Below are 21066 nucleotides of genomic sequence, written 5' to 3'. Positions count from 1 at the left end.
CCGCCCGGAGCAAGCTCGCTCCCACAAGGGTTACAGCGTTTAGCCACACACAGCAAAAAGGGCTTCAGAACGCAGTCCTGAAGCCCTTTTTGCTGTTCAGTCTCTGAATCAGGAACGTTGCCTTCAGCTGACGCGGGCCTTACGCACGCCTTCGGCCAACGCCGAACACAGGCTCAGCACGCCATCCACGGCTTGTTCCGGGGAGGTGGCATTGGCGATGTGATCGATCAACGCCGAGCCCACCACCACGCCATCAGCCAGACGTGCAATGGACGCTGCCTGTTCCGGAGTCCGGATACCGAAACCGATGCTGATCGGCAGGTCGGTATGGCGGCGCAGACGCGCGACCGCTTCTTCGACGTGTTCCAGCGTGGCAGCACCGGCGCCGGTCACACCGGCCACCGAGACGTAATAGACGAAACCGGAGCTGCCGTTGAGAACAGTCGGCAGGCGCACATCGTCGGTGGTCGGCGTGGTCAGGCGAATGAAATCCAGGCCCGCGGCCTGCGCCGGGTCGCACAACTCGCCGTTATGCTCTGGCGGCAGGTCGACCACGATCAGGCCATCAACCCCGGCCTCTTTGGCTTCGGCAATGAAGCGCGGTACGCCGTACATGTGGATCGGGTTGAAGTACCCCATCAGCACCAGCGGCGTTTCGTTGTTGTCCTGGCGGAACTCGCGAACCATTTGCAGGGTTTTCGCCAGATTCTGTTTGGCACCCAACGCACGGATGTTGGCGAGCTGGATGGCCGGGCCGTCCGCCATCGGGTCGGTGAAGGGCATGCCCAGTTCGATCACGTCGGCGCCGGCTGCCGGCAAGCCCTTGAGGATTGCCAGAGACGTGTCATAGCCCGGGTCGCCAGCGGTCACGAAGGTCACCAGAGCGGCGCGGTTCTGTTCCTTGAGTTCGGCAAAACGCGTTTGCAGGCGGCTCATCAGTGTTTCTCCTGCTTCGATTGCTCTTGTTGAGAGTGTTCCATGTGGTGCATCACGGTTTGCATGTCCTTGTCGCCACGGCCGGACAGGTTGACCACCATCAGGTGATCCTTCGGCAGGCTCGGTGCGCGCTTGAACACTTCAGCCAGGGCATGGGCGCTTTCCAGGGCAGGGATGATCCCTTCCAGGCGGCAGCACTGGTGAAACGCGGCGAGGGCTTCGTCGTCGGTCACCGAGGTGTACTGAACCCGGCCGATGTCGTGCAACCAGGCGTGTTCCGGACCGATGCCCGGGTAGTCCAGGCCGGCAGAGATCGAATGGGCGTCGATGATCTGACCGTCGTCGTCCTGCAGCAGGAAGGTGCGGTTGCCGTGCAACACACCCGGTACGCCACCGTTCAGGCTGGCCGCATGCTTGCCGGTCTCGATGCCGTAACCGGCAGCTTCAACACCGATGATCTCGACGCTCTTGTCGTCGAGGAACGGGTGGAACAGGCCCATGGCGTTGGAACCACCGCCAATGCACGCCACCAGGCTGTCCGGCAGGCGGCCTTCCTGGGCTTGCAGTTGCTCGCGGGTTTCCTTGCCGATCACGGCCTGGAAGTCGCGGACCATCGCCGGGTAAGGGTGCGGACCGGCCACGGTGCCGATCAGGTAAAAGGTGCTGTCGACGTTGGTCACCCAGTCACGCAGGGCTTCGTTCATCGCATCCTTCAGCGTGCCGGTACCGGCCACCACCGGGATCACTTCGGCACCTAGCAGCTTCATGCGGAACACGTTGGCCTGCTGACGTTCGATGTCAGTGGTGCCCATGTAGATCACGCAATCCAGACCGAAACGCGCGGCGACGGTGGCCGTGGCCACACCGTGCATGCCGGCGCCGGTCTCGGCGATGATGCGCTTCTTGCCCATGCGCCGCGCCAGCAGGATCTGGCCGATGCAGTTGTTGATCTTGTGCGCGCCGGTGTGGTTCAGCTCTTCACGCTTGAGGTAGATCTTCGCGCCGCCGCAGAACTCGGTCAGACGCTCGGCGAAATACAGTGGGCTTGGACGTCCGACGTAGTCGCGCTGGAAGTAGGCCAGTTCTTCCTTGAATGCAGGATCTTCCTTGGCCAACTCATATTCACGGGCCAGGTCGAGGATCAACGGCATCAGGGTTTCGGCAACGTAGCGGCCGCCGAACGCGCCAAACAGGCCGTTGGCATCAGGGCCGTTGCGCAGATTAGTCTGGGTCATGGGGCGCTCCAGTTGAATGCGTGAAATGATGCATAAAGAGATAGTGGGCTTCACTCTACCCCTGACGACCCGACCTGAAAACCGATAAGATCGCCACAACCTGTCAGGAAAACTCACAGATCCAATGAGCCATGACCTTCCTCCGCTGAACGCGCTTCGCGCCTTCGAAGCCACTGCCCGCTTGAACAGCGTCAGTCAGGCGGCCGAGCAGTTGCACGTCACCCATGGGGCCGTCAGCCGGCAACTCAAGGTGCTTGAAGAGCACCTCGGCGTAAGCCTGTTCATCAAGGACGGACGCGGCCTGAAACTCACAGAAGCCGGGTTACGCCTGCGTGATGCCAGCAGCGAGGCCTTCGAGCGCCTGCGCAGTGTTTGCACCGAACTCACACAAAGCACGGCCGATGCTCCCTTCGTGCTCGGTTGCTCGGGAAGCCTGCTGGCACGCTGGTTTATCCCGCGCCTGGGGCGACTCAATGCCGACCTGCCGGACTTGCGCCTGCACCTGTCGGCCGGAGAAGGCGATCTCGATCCGCGAAGACCGGGGCTGGATGCCTTGCTGGTCTTTGCCGAGCCCCCCTGGCCAGCGGACATGCAGGTTTTTGAGCTGGCCAGCGAACGCATCGGTCCGGTCATGAGCCCGCGGTTCACCGGCTATGAACGGCTCAAGGACGCGCCGGACACTGCACTGCTGAGCGAACCCTTGCTGCACACCACCTCACGCCCGCAAGCCTGGCCAAGCTGGGCGCAACCACGCGGCCTCGACGCCAGGGCATTGAAGTACGGTCAGGGATTTGAACATTTGTATTACTTGCTGGAAGCCGCCGTCGCGGGTCTGGGCGTAGCGATCGCTCCCGAACCCTTGGTGGCGGAGGACTTGAAAGCCGGCCGCCTGGTTGCGCCATGGGGCTTCAGTGAAACCCCGGCACAACTGGCGTTGTGGCTACCCAAGCGCGCCGCGGACGGGCGCGCCCGGCAACTGGCGCAGTGGCTCAAGAACGAGCTGCGTCGAGCGGATTAATCACGCTTGCACAACAGATAAGCGGCCAGCAGGCCCAATGCGCCCACGGCAACACCGGCTGTTGTCCAAGGGTGCTCCTGGGCGTAGTCCCGGGTGGCAATCCCGGTTTCGCGGGTTTTGACCTTGACCTCTTCATAGGCATCGGCAAGCAGATGGCGCGAGTGCCTCAAGGCATTCTCGGCGTTGCTTTTCAGGGTCTTGAGGGTTTTACGCGACTCGTCCGAGGCGTCGTCCTTCAGGCTTTCCAAAGACTTGAGCAGACTCTCGATCTCGGCTTCCATGCTTTGCAATGAGGCTTTGCGTAACGAGCTGTTGGCCATGGTGGCTCTCCTGCATTGGTGATGAGTGGCGTGTGTTGGTTGGGACTTCACGGGTTCGAGAAAGTGCAGAAAATCTGAACTTCACCGTCAGAACGGCCAACAGAAGAAATAGGAAAAATCACTGCTAGTCTGTAATTCACACGCCGAGGAGAACGCCATGTCTGACCATCACACCTACAAGAAAGTCGAGCTGATCGGCTCGTCCACCAGCAGTATCGAAGATGCGATCAACAATGCGCTGGCCGAAGCCAGCAAAAGCATCAAGTACATGGAATGGTTTGAAGTGACCGAGACCCGTGGACACATCAGGGACGGCAAGGCTGCGCACTTTCAGGTGACCTTGAAAGTCGGATTCCGGATTGCCAGTAGCTGACTTTGGGCTAGTCTTCTGAACTTGCACGCCGGTCGAATGCCATAGGGAATGGCAAAGCACTCCATGAGTGCGTCCGGCTGACGGCTGGTTACCCCTATGATCCGACCAGGGAATGCAACCGATGAAGAAGTTTATGTTGGCAGTGGGTTTGTTGAGCCTTGCGGGGAGCGCATTGGCGGGTGGCAAACCATGCGAAGAGCTGAAAGCCGAAATCGCAGCGAAACTTGATGCCAAGGGCGTTTCCGGTTATTCGCTGGAGATTGTCGACAAAGGTGCCGCTGCCGGCGGGAAAGTTGTTGGCAAATGCGAAGAGGGCGCCAAAGTGATCGTCTATAAAAAGTAGGCCGGGTCCCACTTGAATGAAAAAGCCGACGTCAGGGCGTCGGCTTTTTCATGCCTGCATTTTGAGTATCAGCCTCGCATGACCTGCGCCAGCAACTCGTAGGAATGCACGCGATCCGCATGTTCGTACAGGTCACAGGTGAAAATCAGCTCGTCAGCCTGAGTCTGTTCGATCAGGACCTCGAGTTTGGCGCGGATTTTCTGCGGGCTGCCGATCATGGCCAAGCCAAGGAAATCGTGCACAGCCTCTTTCTCATGGGGCAGCCACAGGCCGTCCATGGTCTTCACCGGCGGACGCTGTACCAGGCTTTGGCCACGCATCAGGGCGAGAATCCGCTGGAACACCGAAGTCGCCAGGTAATCGGCCTGCTCGTCGGTATCGGCTGCCACCAATGGCACACCGAGCATCACGTAGGGTTTGTCCAAAACGGCTGACGGTTTGAAGTGATTGCGGTAGACCCGAATCGCTTCATGCATGTAGCGCGGTGCGAAATGCGATGCGAAGGCATAGGGCAAACCGCGCTCACCGGCCAGTTGCGCACTGAACAGACTCGATCCCAACAACCAGACCGGCACATTGGTCCCGGTTCCCGGCATGGCGATGATGCGTTGGTCAGGTGTACGTGGCCCGAGGTAGCGCACCAGTTCCGCCACATCTTCCGGGAAGTCGTCGGCGCTGCCGGAGCGTTCGCGGCGCAACGCGCGTGCAGTCATTTGGTCGGAACCGGGCGCGCGGCCCAGGCCCAGGTCAATCCGGCCCGGATAAAGGCTTTCCAGGGTGCCGAACTGTTCGGCAATCACCAACGGCGCGTGGTTGGGCAACATCACTCCACCCGAACCGACTCGAATGGTCGACGTACCACCGGCCAGATAACCGAGCAGCACCGAAGTCGCGGAACTGGCGATGCCATCCATGTTGTGGTGCTCAGCCACCCAGAAGCGGTTGTAACCGAACTTCTCGACGTGCTGCGCCAGGTCCAGCGAGTTGCGCAGCGACTGGGCCGCGCTGCCGTTCTCGCGCACCGGCACCAGATCGAGGGTCGAGAACTTGATATCGGACAGTCGTTTCATAAACCTGCTTCTCCAATTGAGGGCGCAGGTTTGTTCTTGCGAACGCAAACCTGCCGAATCCAAAAGCGTGTTCATGCAATGTGGGCATATACCCGAGTTTCAATAGCCCGGTAAAAAATCCTGCGAAAAAAGCAGATTGACCGGACAGGGCTGCCCGGTGTCCAAGGTGCTGAATGCGAAGATCAGCCTGGAGGCAACATTGGTCGGCTAGATTTTCGTTGAAAAAAAAGACCGCAGCCTTGCGCAACCTGCCGGGATCTTCGGTAGAAGGTGCTCAAAGCTGCGATCTTTTTTGCGTCGTGACAGATTTGCCCGCTAAAACTGTGGTCGAATAAATGACAGCAGCGAAAAGCCATGAATATGCATGCTGCCTCAAAGGAGCTTCAACCATGAAACGTTTTGCCCTGGCGGTTATCTGTTGCGCACTGGCCACTTCGGCCCTCGCAGCGCCGAAACCCTGCGAAGAACTCAAGGCCGAGATCGAAGCCAAGATCCAGGCCAGTGGCGTCACCGCCTACACGCTTGAAATCGTCACCAACGACGAGGTCCATGACCAGAACATGGTCGTTGGCTCGTGCGAAAACGGCACCAGGAAAATCATCTACCAGAAGAACGACCGCTGACACGTCACATCAAGCAGTAAGACTCCCGATCTTCTGCAACGATCTCCCGCTTGGCGTTGTATAGCCTGGCTTCAGGGATGAAGGCAATCGAGCGGCCTTCAAGCACATAACGTTGGCCGGCTTCGAAATGATCGAAGTTGATGGTCAAGTAACATATGCGTTCAGAAGGGCCGCCCATCATGTTCAAGCCCCCGCCACCAGGTACTTCGAAGTCGAAGCGGACGATCAGTTCATGGCTGCCGGGCATAACCTCAAAAAAACGCCCGTCGGCCAAGCGTTGTTTATCCAGACGCTCGGCCATCAGCAATTTATCGTTAGGGAAGGGCGTGGAAAATTCGACCCAGGCCATCTTTGGATTAGCCGCCGGCATCGGGCTCTGACAGCCTGCGACAACGCTGGCAGCCAGCAACAGCATCAACCTGTACATGATGAATGTCCCAAGGGGTTATGCATTCAGCATAACGCCGATCAGGTGTGTTGACAGCCCGCTGGCGTGCCTTGGCCAACCACTTTTCGCTGTTGATCGTAGAGTTTCGCCCAAGGCCGAAAGCCGATGTTCCCCGCCTGCAGCTGATAACGCTCGCCCGCGTTGAAGTCGTTGAATTTCACGTTCAGCTGGCAATCGCGCCACAACGGCTCGGCGTCAGGGCCGATGTTGGTTGGCTGGACTGAGAATTGGTAGCGGACCGTCAGCTCATGGCTACCGGGCTGCACCTGGAAATAGCGTTTATCGTCGGTGGCCTTGTCATCGACCTCCAGCGCCTGCAGCGCCGTATCTTCTTGCTTCGACTCCAGGTCGATCCAGGCTTGCGCAGGATCAGGGCGGGGTAGTCCGAAGTAAGCACAGCCGGCCAGCATCAGCAGGCCTCCTGTCAGTATCAACATGCGCATAGCGAGCTCCAGTCAGGCGGGATAGTCTTGCGAAAAGACTCTCCAAGGAAGAATTATTGTGATCAGGCCGCTTCCTAGCCTTGGGTTACTTGATCGCGTTTTTCGCGTTTTGTTTCCGGGTGTATTGTTTTTGTTGCTCAACGGTTGCGCCAGCACCAGCTACTACAGTCAACTGGCCAGTGGCCAACTGCAGTTGCTGCGGGCGAGGGAGCCGGTTTCCAGCGTGATTACCGATCCGGCGCGCGATCAAAAACTGCGCACACACCTGGAGCAATCGCAAAAAGCCCGAACGTTTGCCAGCCAGCAATTGCACCTGCCGGATAACCAGAGCTACCGCTTGTACGCGGACATTGGGCGTCCCTTCGTCGTCTGGAATGTCTTCGCCACGCCGGAATTTTCTCTCAAGCCCGTAAACCACTGCTTCCCCATCGCCGGCTGCGTGGCCTATCGCGGTTACTACAGCCAGAGTGCAGCCCGCGGCGAAGCAGCTTTGCAACGCTTGCAGGGTATGGACGTGTCGATTGGCGGCGTCGAGGCCTATTCGACACTCGGCTGGTTCAACGACCCGATCATCAGCTCGATGATGGGTTGGGGGGATGAGCGACTGGCCACGCTGATCTTTCACGAGCTGGCCCATCAGCGTTTCTATGTGAAGGACGACACGGAGTTCAACGAATCCTTTGCCAACTTCGTCGAGCAGGAAGGTACTCGCCAATGGCGCGCCTACCGCCACCTGCCACCGGATAACTATGCGCAGGCGCGTCAGCGCGACCAGTTCACTGAGTTGGTGCTCAAAACCCGCACCCGACTGGAAAAACTCTACACCTTGCCGTTGCCAACCGAACAAATGCGCCAGCGCAAGGCTGCCGAGTTCGAGCGCTTGCGCAGCGAATACCGGCAATTGCGCGACAGTCAGTGGGACGCAGACAAACGCTACGACGCCTGGATCCATGCCCCGATGAACAATGCCCGGCTATTGCCGTTTGGCTTATACGACCAATGGGTTCCGGCATTTGCCGCGCTGTTCCATCAGGTGGGTGGCGATTGGCTCAAGTTCTATGCCGCCGTGGAGAAGCTCGGCGCCTTGCCGGCGGGCGAACGCAAGGCGGCGCTGAAAGATTTGGCTGGCGGGGCCGATCAACCAAAGAACCAATAGCAAACCCCGATCGCACCCAACACCCCGGCAAGCTCGGCCAGCAATGCACAACCGACTGCATGGCGTGCGCGCTGGATGCCCACGGCACCGAAGTACACTGCCAGGACATAGAACGTCGTTTCGGTGCTGCCCTGGACCGTTGCCGCCACCAGCGCCGGGAAGCTGTCGACGCCCGAGGTCTTCATGGTTTCGATCAGCATCGCCCGGGCGGCGCTACCCGAGAAGGGTTTGACCATTGCCGTCGGCAGCGCGTCGACGAAGCGCGTGTCCCAACCGGCCCATTCCACCAGATGGCGAATGCCATCCAGACCGAAGTCCAGCGCCCCGGACGCGCGCAGTACGCCCACCGCGCAGAGCATCGCCACCAGGTAGGGCAGCAGGTTCTTGGCAACGTCGAAACCCTCTTTGGCTCCTTCAACGAAGGCCTCGTAGACCTTCACTTTGCGCAGCGCGCCGATCAGTAAAAACAGCATGATCAGGCCAAACAGCGTCACGTTACCGAGGATCGATGAAAGGCCGGCCAGCGCGGTCGCCGAAAGGGTCGCCAGCAACGCCATGAAACCTCCGAGGGCGAGGGCGCCGGGGATCAGGTAGGCCAGCACCACGGGGTCCCAGATGCGCAGGCGCTGCATGAACGCCACCGACAGGAAGCCGACAATGGTCGAGCAACTGGTCGCCAGCAGGATCGGCAGGAATACCAGCGTCGGGTCAGGCGCGCCTTGCTGGGCGCGATACATGAAGATGGTCACCGGCAGCAGGGTCAGCGAGGAGGCGTTGAGCACCAGGAACAGAATCTGTGCGTTGCTGGCGACGGTCGCGCTGGGATTGAGCTCTTGCAGCGCTTTCATGGCCTTGAGGCCGATCGGTGTGGCGGCGTTGTCCAGGCCCAGGCCGTTGGCGGCGAAGTTCAGGGTGATCAGGCCGATGGCCGGATGACCCGGCGGGACTTCAGGCATCAGGCGCAAAAACAGTGGCCCCAGGGCCTTGGCCAACCATTCGACGATCCCGGCTTTCTCGGCAATGCGCAGAAAACCGAGCCAGAGGGTGAGGGTGCCGAACAGCAGCACCATGACTTCGACCGATAGCTTGGCCATGGCAAAAATGCTTTCCACCATCGCCGCGAATATCCCGGCGTTACCGCCAATCAGCCACTGTGCCAGCGCCGATACGGCTGCCACGATGAAGAAGCCAAGCCACAGGCCATTGAGCATCAGTCAAATCCCCCAAAAGATGCGCGAATGATAGCGGGGTGGCCAGAAACGACAAACCCCGGATTTCTCCGGGGTTTGTTGTAGGAGCGAGCTTGCTCGCGATGGACGTCAATGATGACGCGGGCATTCTGGATATGCGCGGTGCTCCTGCCACCATCGCGAGCAAGCTCGCTCCTACAGAGTTTTGTGTCAGTTGCGGGAAATTTCACCCACCGGCAGCTTTTCCTTGCTGCGCCAGTGCGGCAGGGAGTTCCAGTAGCGCTGGCCCTTGGCGTCGTCGTACATGCCTTCCCAACGAGCGATAACCAGAACCGCCAGTGCGTTGCCGATCACGTTCAGCGCGGTACGGGCCATGTCCATGACGCGGTCGACACCGGCGATGAACGCCAGGCCTTCCAGTGGAATACCGACGCTGCCCAGGGTAGCCAGCAGTACCACGAAGGACACGCCCGGTACGCCGGCGATGCCTTTGGAGGTGACCATCAAGGTCAGTACCAGCAACAGTTGCTGGCTGATCGACAGGTCGATGCCATACAGCTGGGCAATGAAGATTGCCGCGATGCTTTGGTACAGGGTCGAACCGTCGAGGTTGAACGAGTAACCGGTCGGCACCACGAAGCTGCAAATGGCTTTCGGCGCGCCGTAGGCTTCCATCTTCTCGATCACGCGCGGCAGCACGGTTTCGGAGCTGGCGGTGGAGTAGGCCAGTACCAGCTCATCCTTGAAGATGCGCATCAGCTTGATCACCGAGAAGCCGAACAGGCGAGCGATCAGGCCCAGGATCACGAAAGCGAAGAAGGCGATGGCGACGTAAACCAGGATCACCAGTTTGGCCAGCGGTATCAGCGAGGCGAATCCGAAGTTGGCCACGGTTACCGCGATCAGTGCGAACACGCCGATCGGGGCGTAGTTCATGATCATGTGAGTGACCTTGAACATGCTTTCCGATACACCCTGGAACATCTTCACCAGCGGCTCGCGCAGGTCCGCCTGCAGGCTCGACAAACCGAGACCGAACAATACGGAGAAGAAGATGATCGGCAGCATTTCGCCGCGAACCATGGCCGCGAAGATGTTCGACGGGATCAGGTTGAGGATGGTTTGGATGAACGCGTGTTCATGCTGAACCTCGGCCGCCGTGGCCTGGTACTTGGAAATGTCCACAGTGCCCAGGGTGCTCATGTCGATGCCGGCACCCGGATGGAACAGGTTGGCCAGCAGCAGACCGACCACGATGGCGATGGTGGTGACGATCTCGAAGTAAATGATGGTCTTGAAGCCGATACGCCCCAGCTTCTTGGCATCACCGACGCCGGCAATGCCGACAATCAGGGAGGAGATGACGATCGGAATCACGATCATCTTGATCAGACGGATAAAGATATCGCCTGCCGGTTGCAGGACGTTGCTGATCCACCAGGCTTTTTCGGCACTGAAATGGTTGAGCAGCGCACCGATTGCAATCCCCAATACCAGACCGATGAGGATCTGCCAGGCGAGGCTAAGCTTTGCCTTCTTCATATCTTTACCCTTACTTTGTTGTTTGACTCAGGGAGATGCGCGAACTGGAACGCTTGTGGCGAAAAAGTCCAGTGCATCTGCCCCCCGTATAAGGTGCCCCGGAGCGCGTGTTTACGGCTCTCTGGCAGGCGAAAAAAGGCGCAACTATTCCGATGCAAGGGAGCGCCGTCTAATGCCGTAAACGCCTACCCTATGCCGAATCGGCATGAGGTTTTTTTAGTGAAACGCGCGTCCCAAGCGGTTCGAATACGACATTTCGGCAGGCATAAGTGCCGTGAACCGGCCATCACAGAGCAGATTGAATGTTTTTTGAGCAGTGGCCGAGCGTTGATTTTTCAGCAAAATCCCGCAAGGCGAAGCGAAAAATCGCGGCCAAAGAAAGGTGATTTTTCTCGATATACGGTCGCTGGTGAAACACCGGGAAAAGTATTTTCCGGCGTAAGCAAGACAAGGAAGCGATAACGGTGAGGAAACCGAGACGAGCGCTCTATTTCAATGTGTTGCGTGATCAAGCCCTTCGCAAGTCCGTCGAGCCATGGCGGTCCGGCGAACTTGCGCAACAGCTTTTCCTGACCAGGCCCTTGCGCAGGGACTCCCTGTACCCGTAGGTCACTCCGCCCCTGAAACAGGCAGAACGTCCCGACCCCTTGGTCATGCGCCGGCCTTCCTCAGGTGGCGCAGGTGGAAAGAGGCGAACTGGCCTCCTTCATGTGCGAACTCAGTAGCCGTTCGGATCTTTCTTCAGTTGCTCCATCAACAGGACGGCTGCCAGTGTCTTGAACAACCCTCTCATGTCAGCTTCGACCGCGACGGCCAAAGAAGAAGGAAGCAACGAACATCACCAGGAACACGACAAACAGAATCTTGGCGATACCCGTGGCGGTGCCCGCGATACCACCGAAGCCCAGTACGGCAGCGACGATGGCGATGATCAGGAATGTGATTGCCCAGCTCAACATGGTAATTCTCCTTACGCTTCTGTTTAGAGTTGCTGCGTTTCCCGGCGCATCGGATGCGCGGAAGTTTTGCCTAGAACACCCAACGCTCCTGATGACGTAGCTCACCCAAAGGCCCGGCCTGGTCGACATCCATCATGCGCATCGGGGTGCTATCGGCCTGACCGCTGCTGACAGCGCTGAAATGGGTTTGGCTCGGATGCTGAATCGACAGGCGTGGCGCTTCCGGCTGCTGGCCGCCGATCAGGGTGATCAACAGCGCCAGAACTGCAAACAGTCCTTGCACGATTTGCACAGGCGAGAAGTGCAGGTGGGCGGAACGTTGACGGTTCATCCTGGAGCTCCTGCCACTCGGGTCGGTATTCGATAGCGGGCGTTTGTTTTTGAACGCCCTGGTTAACCAGACAATTGCAGCCCGCATGCCAGCCTTGACTCTAATTAATCTTCTTTAATTTCAATATGTTATGAACGCAAAAGAAATCACTTCGCACGCATCCTGCACGATGCCACTTGTGCAGTCGTGCGTATTGCACGATCCATTTGAAGGAAGTCGCAAAATTTTTGAATTGAAAGGAGGGCGCGGATGTCAGAAATACACGCAGGCTGTTGTAAGAAACCGGGCATTTATTGAAAGACCTGCAGAATCAGCCGGCTAACCGATACATAGGATGAAAGCTACCCTGCCATGACGGGAAGGGCTCAGAATCAATCATGCAACTTGCCCGATCTCTCCAGGACTAAACCAAGATCACTCATTAAGGAGCGTAGGAAAATGGAATCAGCCACTGAGCATCAAGGCCGCATTCTACTGGTGGATGATGAGTCCGCCATCCTGCGTACTTTCCGTTATTGCCTCGAAGACGAAGGCTACAGCGTGGCCACAGCTACCAGCGCCGCGCAGGCAGAAGCCCTGTTGCAGCGGCAGGTCTTCGACCTGTGCTTCCTCGATTTGCGTCTGGGTGAAGACAATGGCCTCGATGTGCTGGCCCAAATGCGTATCCAGGCGCCCTGGATGCGGGTGGTGATCGTCACTGCGCACTCAGCCGTCGACACGGCGGTGGACGCGATTCAGGCCGGTGCCGCCGACTATCTGGTCAAACCGTGCAGCCCCGATCAATTGCGGCTGGCCACCGCCAAGCAACTGGAAGTGCGGCAACTGTCGGCGCGACTGGAAGCCCTGGAAGGTGAAGTGCGCAAGCCCAAGGATGGTCTGGACTCCCACAGCCCGGCTATGAAAGTGGTACTCGAAACCGCCCGCCAGGTTGCCACGACCGATGCCAATATCCTGATTCTTGGTGAATCCGGCACCGGCAAGGGTGAACTGTCCCAAGCCATTCACGGCTGGAGCAAACGCGCGAAGAAATCCTGCGTCACGATCAACTGCCCGTCGCTGAATGCTGAACTCATGGAAAGCGAACTTTTCGGCCACAGCCGTGGCGCCTTCACCGGCGCCAGCGAAAGCACCTTGGGCCGAGTCAACCAGGCGGACGGCGGGACGCTGTTTCTCGACGAGATCGGCGACTTTCCCCTGACATTGCAGCCGAAGTTGCTGCGTTTTATTCAGGACAAGGAATACGAGCGCGTCGGTGATCCGGTAACCCGTCGCGCCGATGTACGCATCCTTGCGGCCACCAACCTCAACCTTGAGGACATGGCCCGCGACGGTCGTTTCCGTGAAGACCTGCTCTATCGCCTGAATGTCATTACCTTGCACCTGCCACCGCTACGCGAACGCCGCGAAGATATTCTCAACCTCGCCGATCGTTTCCTCGCGCGTTTCGTCAAGGAATACGCCCGTCCCGCACGCGCCTTCAGCGACGAGGCCCGGGAAGCGCTGCTGAGCTATCGCTGGCCGGGTAACATCCGTGAGCTACGCAACGTGATCGAGCGGGCGAGCATCATCTGTCCACAGGAGCGGGTTGAGATCAGTCACCTGGGCATGGCCGAAACCCCGGTCAACAATGCACCGCGCATCGGCGCGGCACTGAGCCTGGAGGAGCTGGAAAAGGCCCACATCGGCGCGGTCCTTGCCACCGCCGACACGCTGGATCAAGCGGCTAAAACCCTGGGCATCGACGCCTCGACGCTGTACCGCAAACGCAAGCAATACAACTTGTGAGCAACAGCCGATGAAACTGGCGCTGAAATTGCGGACCCGGTTGTTCCTGAGCATCTCCGCACTGATGACCGTCGCGCTGCTCGGGCTCTTGCTCGGACTGGTCAGCGTGATGCAGATGGCCGGCAGCCAGGAAGTGCTCATCCGTAACAACTTCGTCACTCTGGACCTGGGGCTCAAGCTGCGTCAGACCCTGGGTGATCAACTGATCATCATGCTCAGCGAGAAACCTGACTCCGCCGCTTTCGCCGCCTCGAAGCAGCATTACTTCGAACTGCTGGAGGAAGGCATCGCCCAGGAGCCAGCGCAGCCTGGAAACGAGTATGGCTTCAGAAAAGCCAAGGCCGACTACGAGCGCTTTATCCAGGCTTATGAAGAGTCCCCGGACCCGTCGAATGTGCTCAGCAGCCACGACAACCTGACGGAAAAATTCAACGCGCTACGCAATGGCCTGATCGCCGAGCACAAGCGCGCACTGGATAACATCAACGATACCGAGCGTCAGGCCCGGGAGCAGGCGCTGCTGATTGCCGGGTTGCTTGGCCTGGTGGGGCTGGCGGTGCTGATCATCGGCTTCGTGACCGCGCAGGCCATCGCCCGGCGCTTCGGGGAGCCCATCGAGGCTTTGGCCAAGGCGGCGGACAATATCGGCCAGGGCAATTTCGAAGTCACCCTGCCGATCTCTTCGGCGGTGGAGCTGAACCAGCTGACCCGGCGTTTCGGGATCATGGCCCAAGCGCTGCGTGAACATCAGGCCACCAACGTCGATGAACTGCTGGCCGGTCAGCAGCGTTTACAGGCCGTGCTCGACAGCATCGACGACGGACTGCTGATGATCGACCGTCAGGGCCATCTGGAACACCTTAACCCTGTGGCCCAGCGTCAGTTGGGCTGGGAGTCAGATCGTCTGGGTCAAGGGTTGGGCACCGCGCTGGAGCGCCCCGAACTCGACGAGCAGCTGCAACTGGTGCTGCGCGGCGGCACGCTGGAGCAGGCGCCGGAGGACCTGAGTCTCGAAGTCGACGGCGAGTCGCGACTACTGACCTATAGCCTGACCCCGGTAAGCCATACCCAGGGCCATATTCTCGGTGCCGTGATGGTGCTGCATGACGTCACGGAACAGCGTGCCTTCGAGCGGGTACGCAGCGAATTTGTATTGCGCGCTTCCCATGAATTGCGCACACCGGTCACCGGCATGCACATGGCCTTCGGATTGTTCCGCGAGCGCACACACTTTGCCCCGGATTCCCGGGAAGCCGACCTGCTCGATACCGTGAATGAAGAGATGCAGCGGCTGATGCAGTTGATCAATGACCTGCTGAATTTCTCCCGTTACCAGAACGGTTTGCAGAAACTCACCCTGGCGCCGTGTTCCATCGAAACATTGCTGGAACAGGCTCAGTCACGCTTTGCCACATCGGCCGAAGAGAAGGAAATCAATCTGCTGGTGGAAGTGCAGGGGCCTTTGCCGCGGTTACAGGCCGACCAGCCACAACTGGACCGGGTACTCGACAACTTGCTCGACAACGCCTTGCGTCATACCGGCAACGGCGGGCGGATATGCCTGCAGGCCCGGCGCCACGGCGATCGGGTCATCATCAGTGTCGAGGACAACGGTGAAGGCATTGCCTACGGTCAGCAAGGGCGGATCTTCGAGCCGTTCGTACAGGTCGGACGCAAGAAGGGCGGGGCCGGGCTCGGCCTGGCATTGTGCAAGGAAATCGTGCAATTGCACGGCGGGCGGATGGGCGTCTATTCACGGCCGGGGCAAGGTACTCAGTTCTACATGGCACTGACCGTTTAGCTCACCTTCACGCCTCGTCATCCAGGCGACGGCCGGCGCCGGCCAGGCGTCGCCCCCGGGTAATCAATTCAATGAACTGCACTGCGCTCAGCGCGCGGGCGAACAGCCAGCCCTGACCGAACTTCACGCCTTCACTGCTCAGGAACTCGGCCTGGGCCTCATGTTCGATGCCCTCGGCAATCACCTTCAGGTGCAGCGACTGGGCCATGTGAATGATGTGCGGGGCCACACCGCTGCTGGCGGCGTCATGGCCCAACGCATCAATGAACGCCTTGTCGATTTTCAGGCAATCCACCGGCAGGGTTTGCAAATAGGCGAGGCTGCAATAGCCGGTGCCAAAGTCATCGATCAACACCTGGTGCCCGACATCCCGCAGCGCTTGCAGGTTTTCCCGGGCCACCACCACATCGACCAGCCCGCGCTCGGTGACCTCAAAGGCAATTTGCCGCGCAGCGACACGGTGCAGGGTCAGCAGCCGCGCCATCACCTGGCCAATCCGCGGAACCATCACATCACACGCCGCGAGATTGACCGAGATGTACAGTTGCGGGTTGGCACGTAGCAACTGGCCGAGTTGCTCGAGCAGGCGTTGCAGGACGAAGTCCGTCATCTGGCGAATCTGCCCGGTGTTCTCCGCCATCGGAATGAACAGGTCGGGACTGGTCAGGGTGCCGTCCGGCCTGCGCCAGCGCAGCAGTGCTTCAGCCCCGACACAGTTGCGGCTATCGAGGTCGAAGATCGGTTGGTACAGCACCTGCAACTCGCCACGGCGAATCGCGCCGGTCAGTTCGGCGTCCAGCGACTGCCGCTGGCGCACCAGCAGAAACACCAGGAACCCAACACACAAGCCCAGCGCGAGGCTGGCCGGCAGCAACCACCACCAGACCGCCGGGATATGCATGCCGGTGCGCGGGCTGATCAACACCAATTGATATTCCGGGTTGTCGGTGGGCATGCGGTATATCAAGCGTGCCTGGGTGATCTGCAGCGCATCACGGTTTTTCGGTGGCCAGGCCTCGGCCGGCGGCCAGACCTGAGAAGCGCCCAGCACCGGAATCGCGCGCGCGCCATGGTCCAGGACTACCAGCAGGCTGCTGCCCGGCGACAGGTCGACCATATCGGTCAAATGCCCGCGAGAAGTCGCGACCCGGAAATTCCCGCGCCCGAGCATCAGCGCGGCACGGTTTTCATCGGGTTCGGTGGTGGTGTTGAGCCAATAGCTGTAAGTCGGGCCCTTGATATCTGGCGATCGACTCAGCGACAGCCCTTCTTGGCGAGGGCGATTGGAGCAGATTCGCGAGGAGTCCATGTAGGCGGCTTCGTAGACGAAGCGATAATTGAACGTAACCTGTTGCAAGGTCGCGATCATTTCAGCATCGCAGCCGCGCAACGGTTGCGCTTCAAGGTCGTCAAGGCTTTCACGTAGTTGCCCGAAGAGCTGTTCCAGACGGGCGAGGAAGCGTTCACCCTGAGCATTCATTTCTTCGCTTTCGTTTTGCTCGACCTGGTGTATGGCGACGAACAGGCTGCCGGCCATCAATAACGTTGCGCTCAAGACAGCAGACAGCAGCCCCAAAAACCAGGGGCGATGGAGCCAATTACGGAAGGTCTCTCGAGCAGCAGGCATTGTGAAATATCCGAAGAATTACCAATGAGTTATAGCTGCTGATTGGAAAAAAGCCCGGACCGTCGGGCGGGCGTCATTATTTTGTCTGATTCAACACTAAAAGCAGAGCTGCAGTTTGCGCATCCGGAGTGCCATCGAAGCGCGCCGGGCGGAAATGCATCTGGAATGCCGCTATCACATGTCGTGTCGCGACATCGAGCTCGCCGGTTTGTGGCGAGGCATAACCCAGGCGGGCCAATTGCACCTGAAACCAGCTGATGCTCGGCAATTGTTCGGCGAACTGCATTTGCTGGCGCGCCACCGACTGTTCGTTCGGCCAGATGCCCAGGCCTTCGGCGGCCAGTCGCTTCCAGGGGAACAGCGGCCCCGGGTCCAGCTTGCGCAACGGTGCAATATCGCTATGGCCGATGATGTCGCGAGGCCTTATGCCCTGACGTTTGCTGATGTCCTTGAGCAACACGATCAACGACTGGACCTGATCTTCGGTGTAGGGGTACCACACGCGTCCGGTCGGGGTGTCCTTGAAGCCCGGGTTGACGATTTCGATACCGATGGAACTGGAATTCAGCCAGGTCCGGCCATTCCACTCGCTTTCCCCGGCGTGCCAGGCCCGCACATTTTCATCCATCAGCTTGTAGATGGTGGCGCCCTTGTCGTCGCCGATCAGGTAATGGCTGCTGACTTCACCGTGGGTCAGCAACTGCAACGAACGCTCCAGCGAGGCATTGGTGTAATGCACCACCACAAATTGCACGCGGCTGTCGTGATTGGCCGATGGGTGGCTGGTGTCAAAACGGGGGCCGCTGGTACAGCCGGCCAGCAGAATCAGTGACACGATCAGAGCAAAATATTTCATGGCGAAAGGCAGTACACACAAGACAATAATGCAACAGTGTAACGTAATGCCTTGCGAGCTGACGGCAATCGCATCGAATTAAACAAAATGGAACAAATAATGCTCAGCCCGGTTCCACCCGGTTGCGGCCGGCATTTTTTGCGCGATACAACGCCTGATCGGCTCTTTTAAGCACTTGATCGCCGTGCTCACCCGGCCTGAACGCCGACATTCCGATAGACACGGTGATGGTCACCGGCTCTCCCTTGAAGTGGAACGGGCAGGCCTCAATGGAGGCGCGCAAGCTTTCCAGCAGCTTCAGCCCCGCCGTCGGCACCGTGGATGGCATTAACAGCACAAACTCTTCGCCGCCAAACCGGGCAATGAAATCCGTTCCGCGCAGACGCTTGCGCAACACGCTGGCAATGATTTTCAGCACTTTGTCACCGGCCAGGTGCCCGTAGCTATCGTTGATGCGCTTGAAATGATCGAGGTCGAGCATGGCCAGCAGCAGCGAGTTGCCATGTTGCTGCCATTGTGTGACTTCATGATCCAGGCGCTCGCTCCAGGCCGCGCGGTTGGGCAGACCGGTCAACGGGTCGACCAATGCCTTCTGCCGTTGCTCTTCAAGGTGCTCGCGGTAACCCTGGGCCTCCTGCTCCATATGGGCGACCCGCTCGGCCAGGCTATGCAGGCGCGCAGCGACCTCTTGCTCGCGCTCATCGCGCTGTTTCTGGTGCTGGTCCATGGTGCCCAGCAAGCCTTCGAGATGGTTTTCCAGGACGTGCTTGAGATCTTCCAGGTCCGCAGCTTCCTGCATGCTGCTCTGCAAGCCATCGACCTGTTCGCGGATCTGCGTGTCCATCTGCCGCGCAGCCGAACGGTTGTCGGCGTGTCCTGCGGTGGCGGCCTGCAAGTTGCTCTGGAACGATTCGAGGCGCTCGTTCAGTCGTTGCAGATAGGCTTCGAACTCATGCTGGCCACTATCAGTAATAGCCAGCATCAACGTGGCGAAGTCGTCGAGAATCGGCAGCAACTCGTACCAGTTCAGACCGTTTTTCAAACGGTTGCGCATGGATTCGGCTTGCGGGCGATGACGCTCGGGCAATGTCAGGTCTTCGAGCAGCCCCAGCAGCGTGTCTTCGATATGACTGGCCACCGAGCTGTAGGAGGGCTCGGGAGAGTCCGGGAGTGCGTAGAGGATGTCGTGTTCGGATGGCGCCTGATCAACGACGGCCACGTCCTCCGTCGGAATCGGAGGTAAGGGCGAGCTATCCGGCGGTGCTTGCGCGGTCAGCTCGTCGGGGTTTGTTTCCGACTCAGGAGGCGTCGCGATGGTTTCCGGGGCTGGTTGCTCGGCCGATTCGATTTCTGTCGCGGCTGCACTGGCCGGTTGAGGCTCCGCAGCCGGGGGAGCAAAAGCCACGACTGCCGGAGCAGGCGCAGCCACGGCTGGCTCGGCAACGGGTACCTCGGAGATTGCCGGCTCAATCACGACCGGGGCCGACTCGATAATCGCCGCAGGGTACTCAGCTACAGGGGTAGCCGGCGCTGTTAACGGCTGCAAGGCTGAGACCCGGGCAGGAGAAGTAGCCATTGATGCCACCGCCTCCTCCGCTTCACGACCGCCGAACAATCGCTGCAGCAAGCCCGGCCGACCGGGCTCCGCCGGAGTCTCCAGCTGGCTCAGGGCCTTTCCTTGCAAGCCACTCAGCTCGCTGAGCAACAACGGTATCTCACGTGCCTGACTGACCCGCGCATCCAGTTGCTTGGCGAAACTCTTGAGTGGCCGGCTCACATCCCGTGGCAGCGGCAATGTTTGCAGTTGAGTGACCAGTGCAGTCAGGGCGGCACTGGTCTGGTTGACCCGGGTTTCCCGCCGCTGTTCGGAGTCGAGCACGGCTTTTTCCAGGCGTGGAATCAGTGCGGCCAGGCCGGCGTCCATGTCGTCGGTACGCACGACCTCGCGCATTTCCTTCATGCATTGGTCAACGGCGCGGTCAGTACCTTCCGCCGCCAGGGTGCTGCGCACCAGCCCACGACGCAGCAAGTCGAGCCGCGCGTCCCAGCGACGTTCGAGCTTTTCCTGTTGTTCGATGCTTTTGAGGTATTTCTCTTTCCAGCGCTGTGCTTCGTCGCTCATTCATGGGATCCGCGAAGGGCAGGACTCAACGCGGGCAATGCATCGGCCATGAGCGAACCCGGCAGACGAATCTCTACCGCGACCGGCAGGTGATCGGAAATGGGCTGTGCCAGCACCTCGACCTTTTCCAGGGTCAGGCTCGGGCTCAGCAGGATATGGTCCAGGCAGCGCTGCGGGCGCCAGCTGGGAAATGTCGCTTCCAGTTGCGGCGCAAGCAGGCCGAGATCGCGCAACGCGGAGTTTTGCAGCAGGTCATTGGCATGGGTGTTCATGTCACCCATCAGTACCTGGTGTTTGTAATCGCCAATCAGATCGCGGATGTAGGCCAGTTGCAGGCTGCGCGCCCGAGCGCCAAGGGCCAGGTGCATCATGACCACCACCAGCGCTTCCGGGCCTTCGCCGAAACGTACCAGAATGGCTCCGCGCCCCTTTGGTCCTGGCAACGGATGGTCCTCAATTGCCCACGGGCGCAATCGGCTGAGCACGCCATTGCTGTGCTGGGCCAGGCGACCGAGATTGCGATTGAGTTGTTGATACCAGTAGGGAAAGGCGCCGAGCTGGGCCAGGTGTTCGACCTGATTGACGTAGCCTGATCGCAGGCTGCCGCCATCGGCTTCCTGCAAGGCGACCAGATCGAAGTCGCCCAGCAGGTTGCCGATTTTCTGCAGATTGTCGGCACGCCCGGTGTGCGGCAGCAAATGCTGCCAGCCCCGGGTCAGGTAATGCCGATAGCGCTCGGTACTGATGCCGACCTGGATATTGAAACTGAGCAAGCGCAGACGACTGTCTGCGGGCAGGCCCGTGGACTCCAGATGATGCTCGTTGATCCGCGGACTATGCAGGCCAACGATGCGTTCAGTACCCCATCGGCGCATGGCAGTGACTGCC

The 21066-nt window shown here is 59.5% G+C and carries 22 protein-coding genes; 7 read left to right on the top strand and 15 right to left on the bottom strand.

Translation table 11 applies throughout. The features are described 5' to 3' along the window. Positions 1-123: 123 nt before the first annotated feature. Positions 124-936 (bottom strand): tryptophan synthase subunit alpha, encoded by an 813-nt coding sequence (trpA, locus tag AC1D1M_RS13505; protein WP_015092933.1) that lies wholly within the window; start codon positions 934-936, stop codon positions 124-126. Continuing rightward, positions 936-2171 carry a tryptophan synthase subunit beta gene (trpB, locus tag AC1D1M_RS13500; protein ID WP_103397960.1) on the bottom strand — a complete coding sequence of 412 codons (1236 nt, stop codon included), beginning with the start codon at positions 2169-2171 and terminating at the stop codon, positions 936-938. The genes trpA and trpB overlap by 1 nt, the downstream gene beginning before the upstream one ends. Positions 2172-2295: 124 nt before the next feature. On the opposite strand from trpB, the gene AC1D1M_RS13495 reads away from it, so the two are divergent. Further along, a complete protein-coding gene (locus tag AC1D1M_RS13495) occupies positions 2296-3189 on the top strand; it encodes a LysR family transcriptional regulator (protein ID WP_477776001.1) in 894 nt (297 codons plus the stop codon). Here AC1D1M_RS13495 and AC1D1M_RS13490 read toward each other — a convergent pair. Beyond that, positions 3186-3509 (bottom strand): ElaB/YgaM/YqjD family protein, encoded by a 324-nt coding sequence (locus AC1D1M_RS13490; protein ID WP_477776000.1) that lies wholly within the window; start codon positions 3507-3509, stop codon positions 3186-3188. The genes AC1D1M_RS13495 and AC1D1M_RS13490 overlap by 4 nt on opposite strands. A gap of 157 nt (positions 3510-3666) precedes the next feature. On the opposite strand from AC1D1M_RS13490, the gene AC1D1M_RS13485 reads away from it, so the two are divergent. Beyond that, on the top strand, positions 3667-3882 hold the full coding sequence (locus AC1D1M_RS13485) for a dodecin (protein WP_008045871.1): 216 nt from the start codon (positions 3667-3669) through the stop codon (positions 3880-3882). Between the two features lie 121 nt (positions 3883-4003). After that, entirely contained in the window at positions 4004-4225 is a 222-nt protein-coding gene (locus AC1D1M_RS13480) for a DUF1161 domain-containing protein (protein WP_056726693.1), read from the top strand. 68 nt (positions 4226-4293) lie between these two features. Here the strand turns inward: AC1D1M_RS13480 and AC1D1M_RS13475 are convergent, their stop codons facing one another. Next, positions 4294-5295, bottom strand: a complete 1002-nt coding sequence (locus tag AC1D1M_RS13475; RefSeq protein WP_007989465.1) for an LLM class flavin-dependent oxidoreductase — start codon at positions 5293-5295, stop codon at positions 4294-4296. A gap of 389 nt (positions 5296-5684) precedes the next feature. Here AC1D1M_RS13475 and AC1D1M_RS13470 point away from each other — a divergent pair, with 389 nt between their 5' ends. Next, a complete protein-coding gene (locus tag AC1D1M_RS13470; protein WP_477775999.1) occupies positions 5685-5918 on the top strand; it encodes a DUF1161 domain-containing protein in 234 nt (77 codons plus the stop codon). Between the two features lie 4 nt (positions 5919-5922). On the opposite strand, the gene AC1D1M_RS13465 is transcribed toward AC1D1M_RS13470, so the two are convergent. Together AC1D1M_RS13465 and AC1D1M_RS13460 are read right to left on the bottom strand one after the other, a co-directional pair. Next, on the bottom strand, positions 5923-6345 hold the full coding sequence (locus tag AC1D1M_RS13465; RefSeq protein ID WP_477775998.1) for a PA0061/PA0062 family lipoprotein: 423 nt from the start codon (positions 6343-6345) through the stop codon (positions 5923-5925). Between the two features lie 41 nt (positions 6346-6386). After that, positions 6387-6809, bottom strand: a complete 423-nt coding sequence (locus tag AC1D1M_RS13460; RefSeq protein ID WP_477775997.1) for a PA0061/PA0062 family lipoprotein — start codon at positions 6807-6809, stop codon at positions 6387-6389. 58 nt (positions 6810-6867) lie between these two features. On the opposite strand from AC1D1M_RS13460, the gene AC1D1M_RS13455 reads away from it, so the two are divergent. After that, positions 6868-7965 (top strand): aminopeptidase, encoded by a 1098-nt coding sequence (locus AC1D1M_RS13455; protein WP_477775996.1) that lies wholly within the window; start codon positions 6868-6870, stop codon positions 7963-7965. Here AC1D1M_RS13455 and AC1D1M_RS13450 read toward each other — a convergent pair. The 5 genes from AC1D1M_RS13450 to AC1D1M_RS13430 form a co-directional block, all read right to left on the bottom strand. Next, positions 7947-9176 carry a nucleoside recognition domain-containing protein gene (locus AC1D1M_RS13450; RefSeq protein ID WP_223443495.1) on the bottom strand — a complete coding sequence of 410 codons (1230 nt, stop codon included), beginning with the start codon at positions 9174-9176 and terminating at the stop codon, positions 7947-7949. The genes AC1D1M_RS13455 and AC1D1M_RS13450 overlap by 19 nt on opposite strands. Positions 9177-9365: 189 nt before the next feature. Next, the gene (gltP, locus tag AC1D1M_RS13445; protein ID WP_477775995.1) at positions 9366-10697 is read right to left on the bottom strand and encodes a glutamate/aspartate:proton symporter GltP; all 1332 of its coding nucleotides are present in this window, start codon (positions 10695-10697) and stop codon (positions 9366-9368) included. Between the two features lie 335 nt (positions 10698-11032). Further along, positions 11033-11257 (bottom strand): hypothetical protein, encoded by a 225-nt coding sequence (locus tag AC1D1M_RS13440; RefSeq protein ID WP_477775994.1) that lies wholly within the window; start codon positions 11255-11257, stop codon positions 11033-11035. A gap of 234 nt (positions 11258-11491) precedes the next feature. Further along, positions 11492-11656 (bottom strand): DUF1328 domain-containing protein, encoded by a 165-nt coding sequence (locus AC1D1M_RS13435; protein ID WP_223459238.1) that lies wholly within the window; start codon positions 11654-11656, stop codon positions 11492-11494. A gap of 70 nt (positions 11657-11726) precedes the next feature. Continuing rightward, positions 11727-11987 carry a hypothetical protein gene (locus AC1D1M_RS13430; RefSeq protein ID WP_477775993.1) on the bottom strand — a complete coding sequence of 87 codons (261 nt, stop codon included), beginning with the start codon at positions 11985-11987 and terminating at the stop codon, positions 11727-11729. Positions 11988-12425: 438 nt separating this feature from the next. Here AC1D1M_RS13430 and algB point away from each other — a divergent pair, with 438 nt between their 5' ends. Continuing rightward, on the top strand, positions 12426-13772 hold the full coding sequence (algB, locus tag AC1D1M_RS13425; RefSeq protein WP_477775992.1) for a sigma-54-dependent response regulator transcription factor AlgB: 1347 nt from the start codon (positions 12426-12428) through the stop codon (positions 13770-13772). Positions 13773-13782: 10 nt separating this feature from the next. Next, a complete protein-coding gene (locus AC1D1M_RS13420; protein ID WP_477775991.1) occupies positions 13783-15573 on the top strand; it encodes a KinB sensor domain-containing domain in 1791 nt (596 codons plus the stop codon). A gap of 7 nt (positions 15574-15580) precedes the next feature. Here the strand turns inward: AC1D1M_RS13420 and AC1D1M_RS13415 are convergent, their stop codons facing one another. The 4 genes from AC1D1M_RS13415 to AC1D1M_RS13400 all read right to left on the bottom strand — a co-directional run bounded on the left by AC1D1M_RS13415 (position 15581) and on the right by AC1D1M_RS13400 (position 21053). Continuing rightward, positions 15581-17200 carry an EAL domain-containing protein gene (locus AC1D1M_RS13415; RefSeq protein ID WP_477775990.1) on the bottom strand — a complete coding sequence of 540 codons (1620 nt, stop codon included), beginning with the start codon at positions 17198-17200 and terminating at the stop codon, positions 15581-15583. 76 nt (positions 17201-17276) lie between these two features. Then, entirely contained in the window at positions 17277-18056 is a 780-nt protein-coding gene (locus AC1D1M_RS13410) for an N-acetylmuramoyl-L-alanine amidase (RefSeq protein ID WP_477775989.1), read from the bottom strand. 103 nt (positions 18057-18159) lie between these two features. Continuing rightward, positions 18160-20178 carry a GGDEF domain-containing protein gene (locus tag AC1D1M_RS13405; protein ID WP_477775988.1) on the bottom strand — a complete coding sequence of 673 codons (2019 nt, stop codon included), beginning with the start codon at positions 20176-20178 and terminating at the stop codon, positions 18160-18162. Beyond that, positions 20175-21053, bottom strand: a complete 879-nt coding sequence (locus tag AC1D1M_RS13400) for an endonuclease/exonuclease/phosphatase family protein (protein ID WP_477775987.1) — start codon at positions 21051-21053, stop codon at positions 20175-20177. Before AC1D1M_RS13400 ends, AC1D1M_RS13405 begins: the two co-directional genes overlap by 4 nt. Positions 21054-21066: the final 13 nt, after the last annotated feature.

It is taken from the genome of Pseudomonas sp. P1_F7, assembly GCF_056405655.1.
The sequence above is the reverse complement of the archived record's forward strand: the minus strand, read 5'-3'. Positions and strand labels throughout refer to the sequence as shown.

Coding starts and splice junctions, on each gene's coding strand:
- trpA (WP_015092933.1), bottom strand. CDS start 936: ATGAGCCGCCTGCAAACGCGTTTTGCCGAACTCAAGGAACAGAACCGC.
- trpB (WP_103397960.1), bottom strand. CDS start 2,171: ATGACCCAGACTAATCTGCGCAACGGCCCTGATGCCAACGGCCTGTTT.
- AC1D1M_RS13495 (WP_477776001.1), top strand. CDS start 2,296: ATGAGCCATGACCTTCCTCCGCTGAACGCGCTTCGCGCCTTCGAAGCC.
- AC1D1M_RS13490 (WP_477776000.1), bottom strand. CDS start 3,509: ATGGCCAACAGCTCGTTACGCAAAGCCTCATTGCAAAGCATGGAAGCC.
- AC1D1M_RS13485 (WP_008045871.1), top strand. CDS start 3,667: ATGTCTGACCATCACACCTACAAGAAAGTCGAGCTGATCGGCTCGTCC.
- AC1D1M_RS13480 (WP_056726693.1), top strand. CDS start 4,004: ATGAAGAAGTTTATGTTGGCAGTGGGTTTGTTGAGCCTTGCGGGGAGC.
- AC1D1M_RS13475 (WP_007989465.1), bottom strand. CDS start 5,295: ATGAAACGACTGTCCGATATCAAGTTCTCGACCCTCGATCTGGTGCCG.
- AC1D1M_RS13470 (WP_477775999.1), top strand. CDS start 5,685: ATGAAACGTTTTGCCCTGGCGGTTATCTGTTGCGCACTGGCCACTTCG.
- AC1D1M_RS13465 (WP_477775998.1), bottom strand. CDS start 6,345: ATGTACAGGTTGATGCTGTTGCTGGCTGCCAGCGTTGTCGCAGGCTGT.
- AC1D1M_RS13460 (WP_477775997.1), bottom strand. CDS start 6,809: ATGCGCATGTTGATACTGACAGGAGGCCTGCTGATGCTGGCCGGCTGT.
- AC1D1M_RS13450 (WP_223443495.1), bottom strand. CDS start 9,176: ATGCTCAATGGCCTGTGGCTTGGCTTCTTCATCGTGGCAGCCGTATCG.
- gltP (WP_477775995.1), bottom strand. CDS start 10,697: ATGAAGAAGGCAAAGCTTAGCCTCGCCTGGCAGATCCTCATCGGTCTG.
- AC1D1M_RS13435 (WP_223459238.1), bottom strand. CDS start 11,656: ATGTTGAGCTGGGCAATCACATTCCTGATCATCGCCATCGTCGCTGCC.
- AC1D1M_RS13430 (WP_477775993.1), bottom strand. CDS start 11,987: ATGAACCGTCAACGTTCCGCCCACCTGCACTTCTCGCCTGTGCAAATC.
- algB (WP_477775992.1), top strand. CDS start 12,426: ATGGAATCAGCCACTGAGCATCAAGGCCGCATTCTACTGGTGGATGAT.
- AC1D1M_RS13420 (WP_477775991.1), top strand. CDS start 13,783: ATGAAACTGGCGCTGAAATTGCGGACCCGGTTGTTCCTGAGCATCTCC.
- AC1D1M_RS13415 (WP_477775990.1), bottom strand. CDS start 17,200: ATGCCTGCTGCTCGAGAGACCTTCCGTAATTGGCTCCATCGCCCCTGG.
- AC1D1M_RS13410 (WP_477775989.1), bottom strand. CDS start 18,056: ATGAAATATTTTGCTCTGATCGTGTCACTGATTCTGCTGGCCGGCTGT.
- AC1D1M_RS13405 (WP_477775988.1), bottom strand. CDS start 20,178: ATGAGCGACGAAGCACAGCGCTGGAAAGAGAAATACCTCAAAAGCATC.
- AC1D1M_RS13400 (WP_477775987.1), bottom strand. CDS start 21,053: ATGCGCCGATGGGGTACTGAACGCATCGTTGGCCTGCATAGTCCGCGG.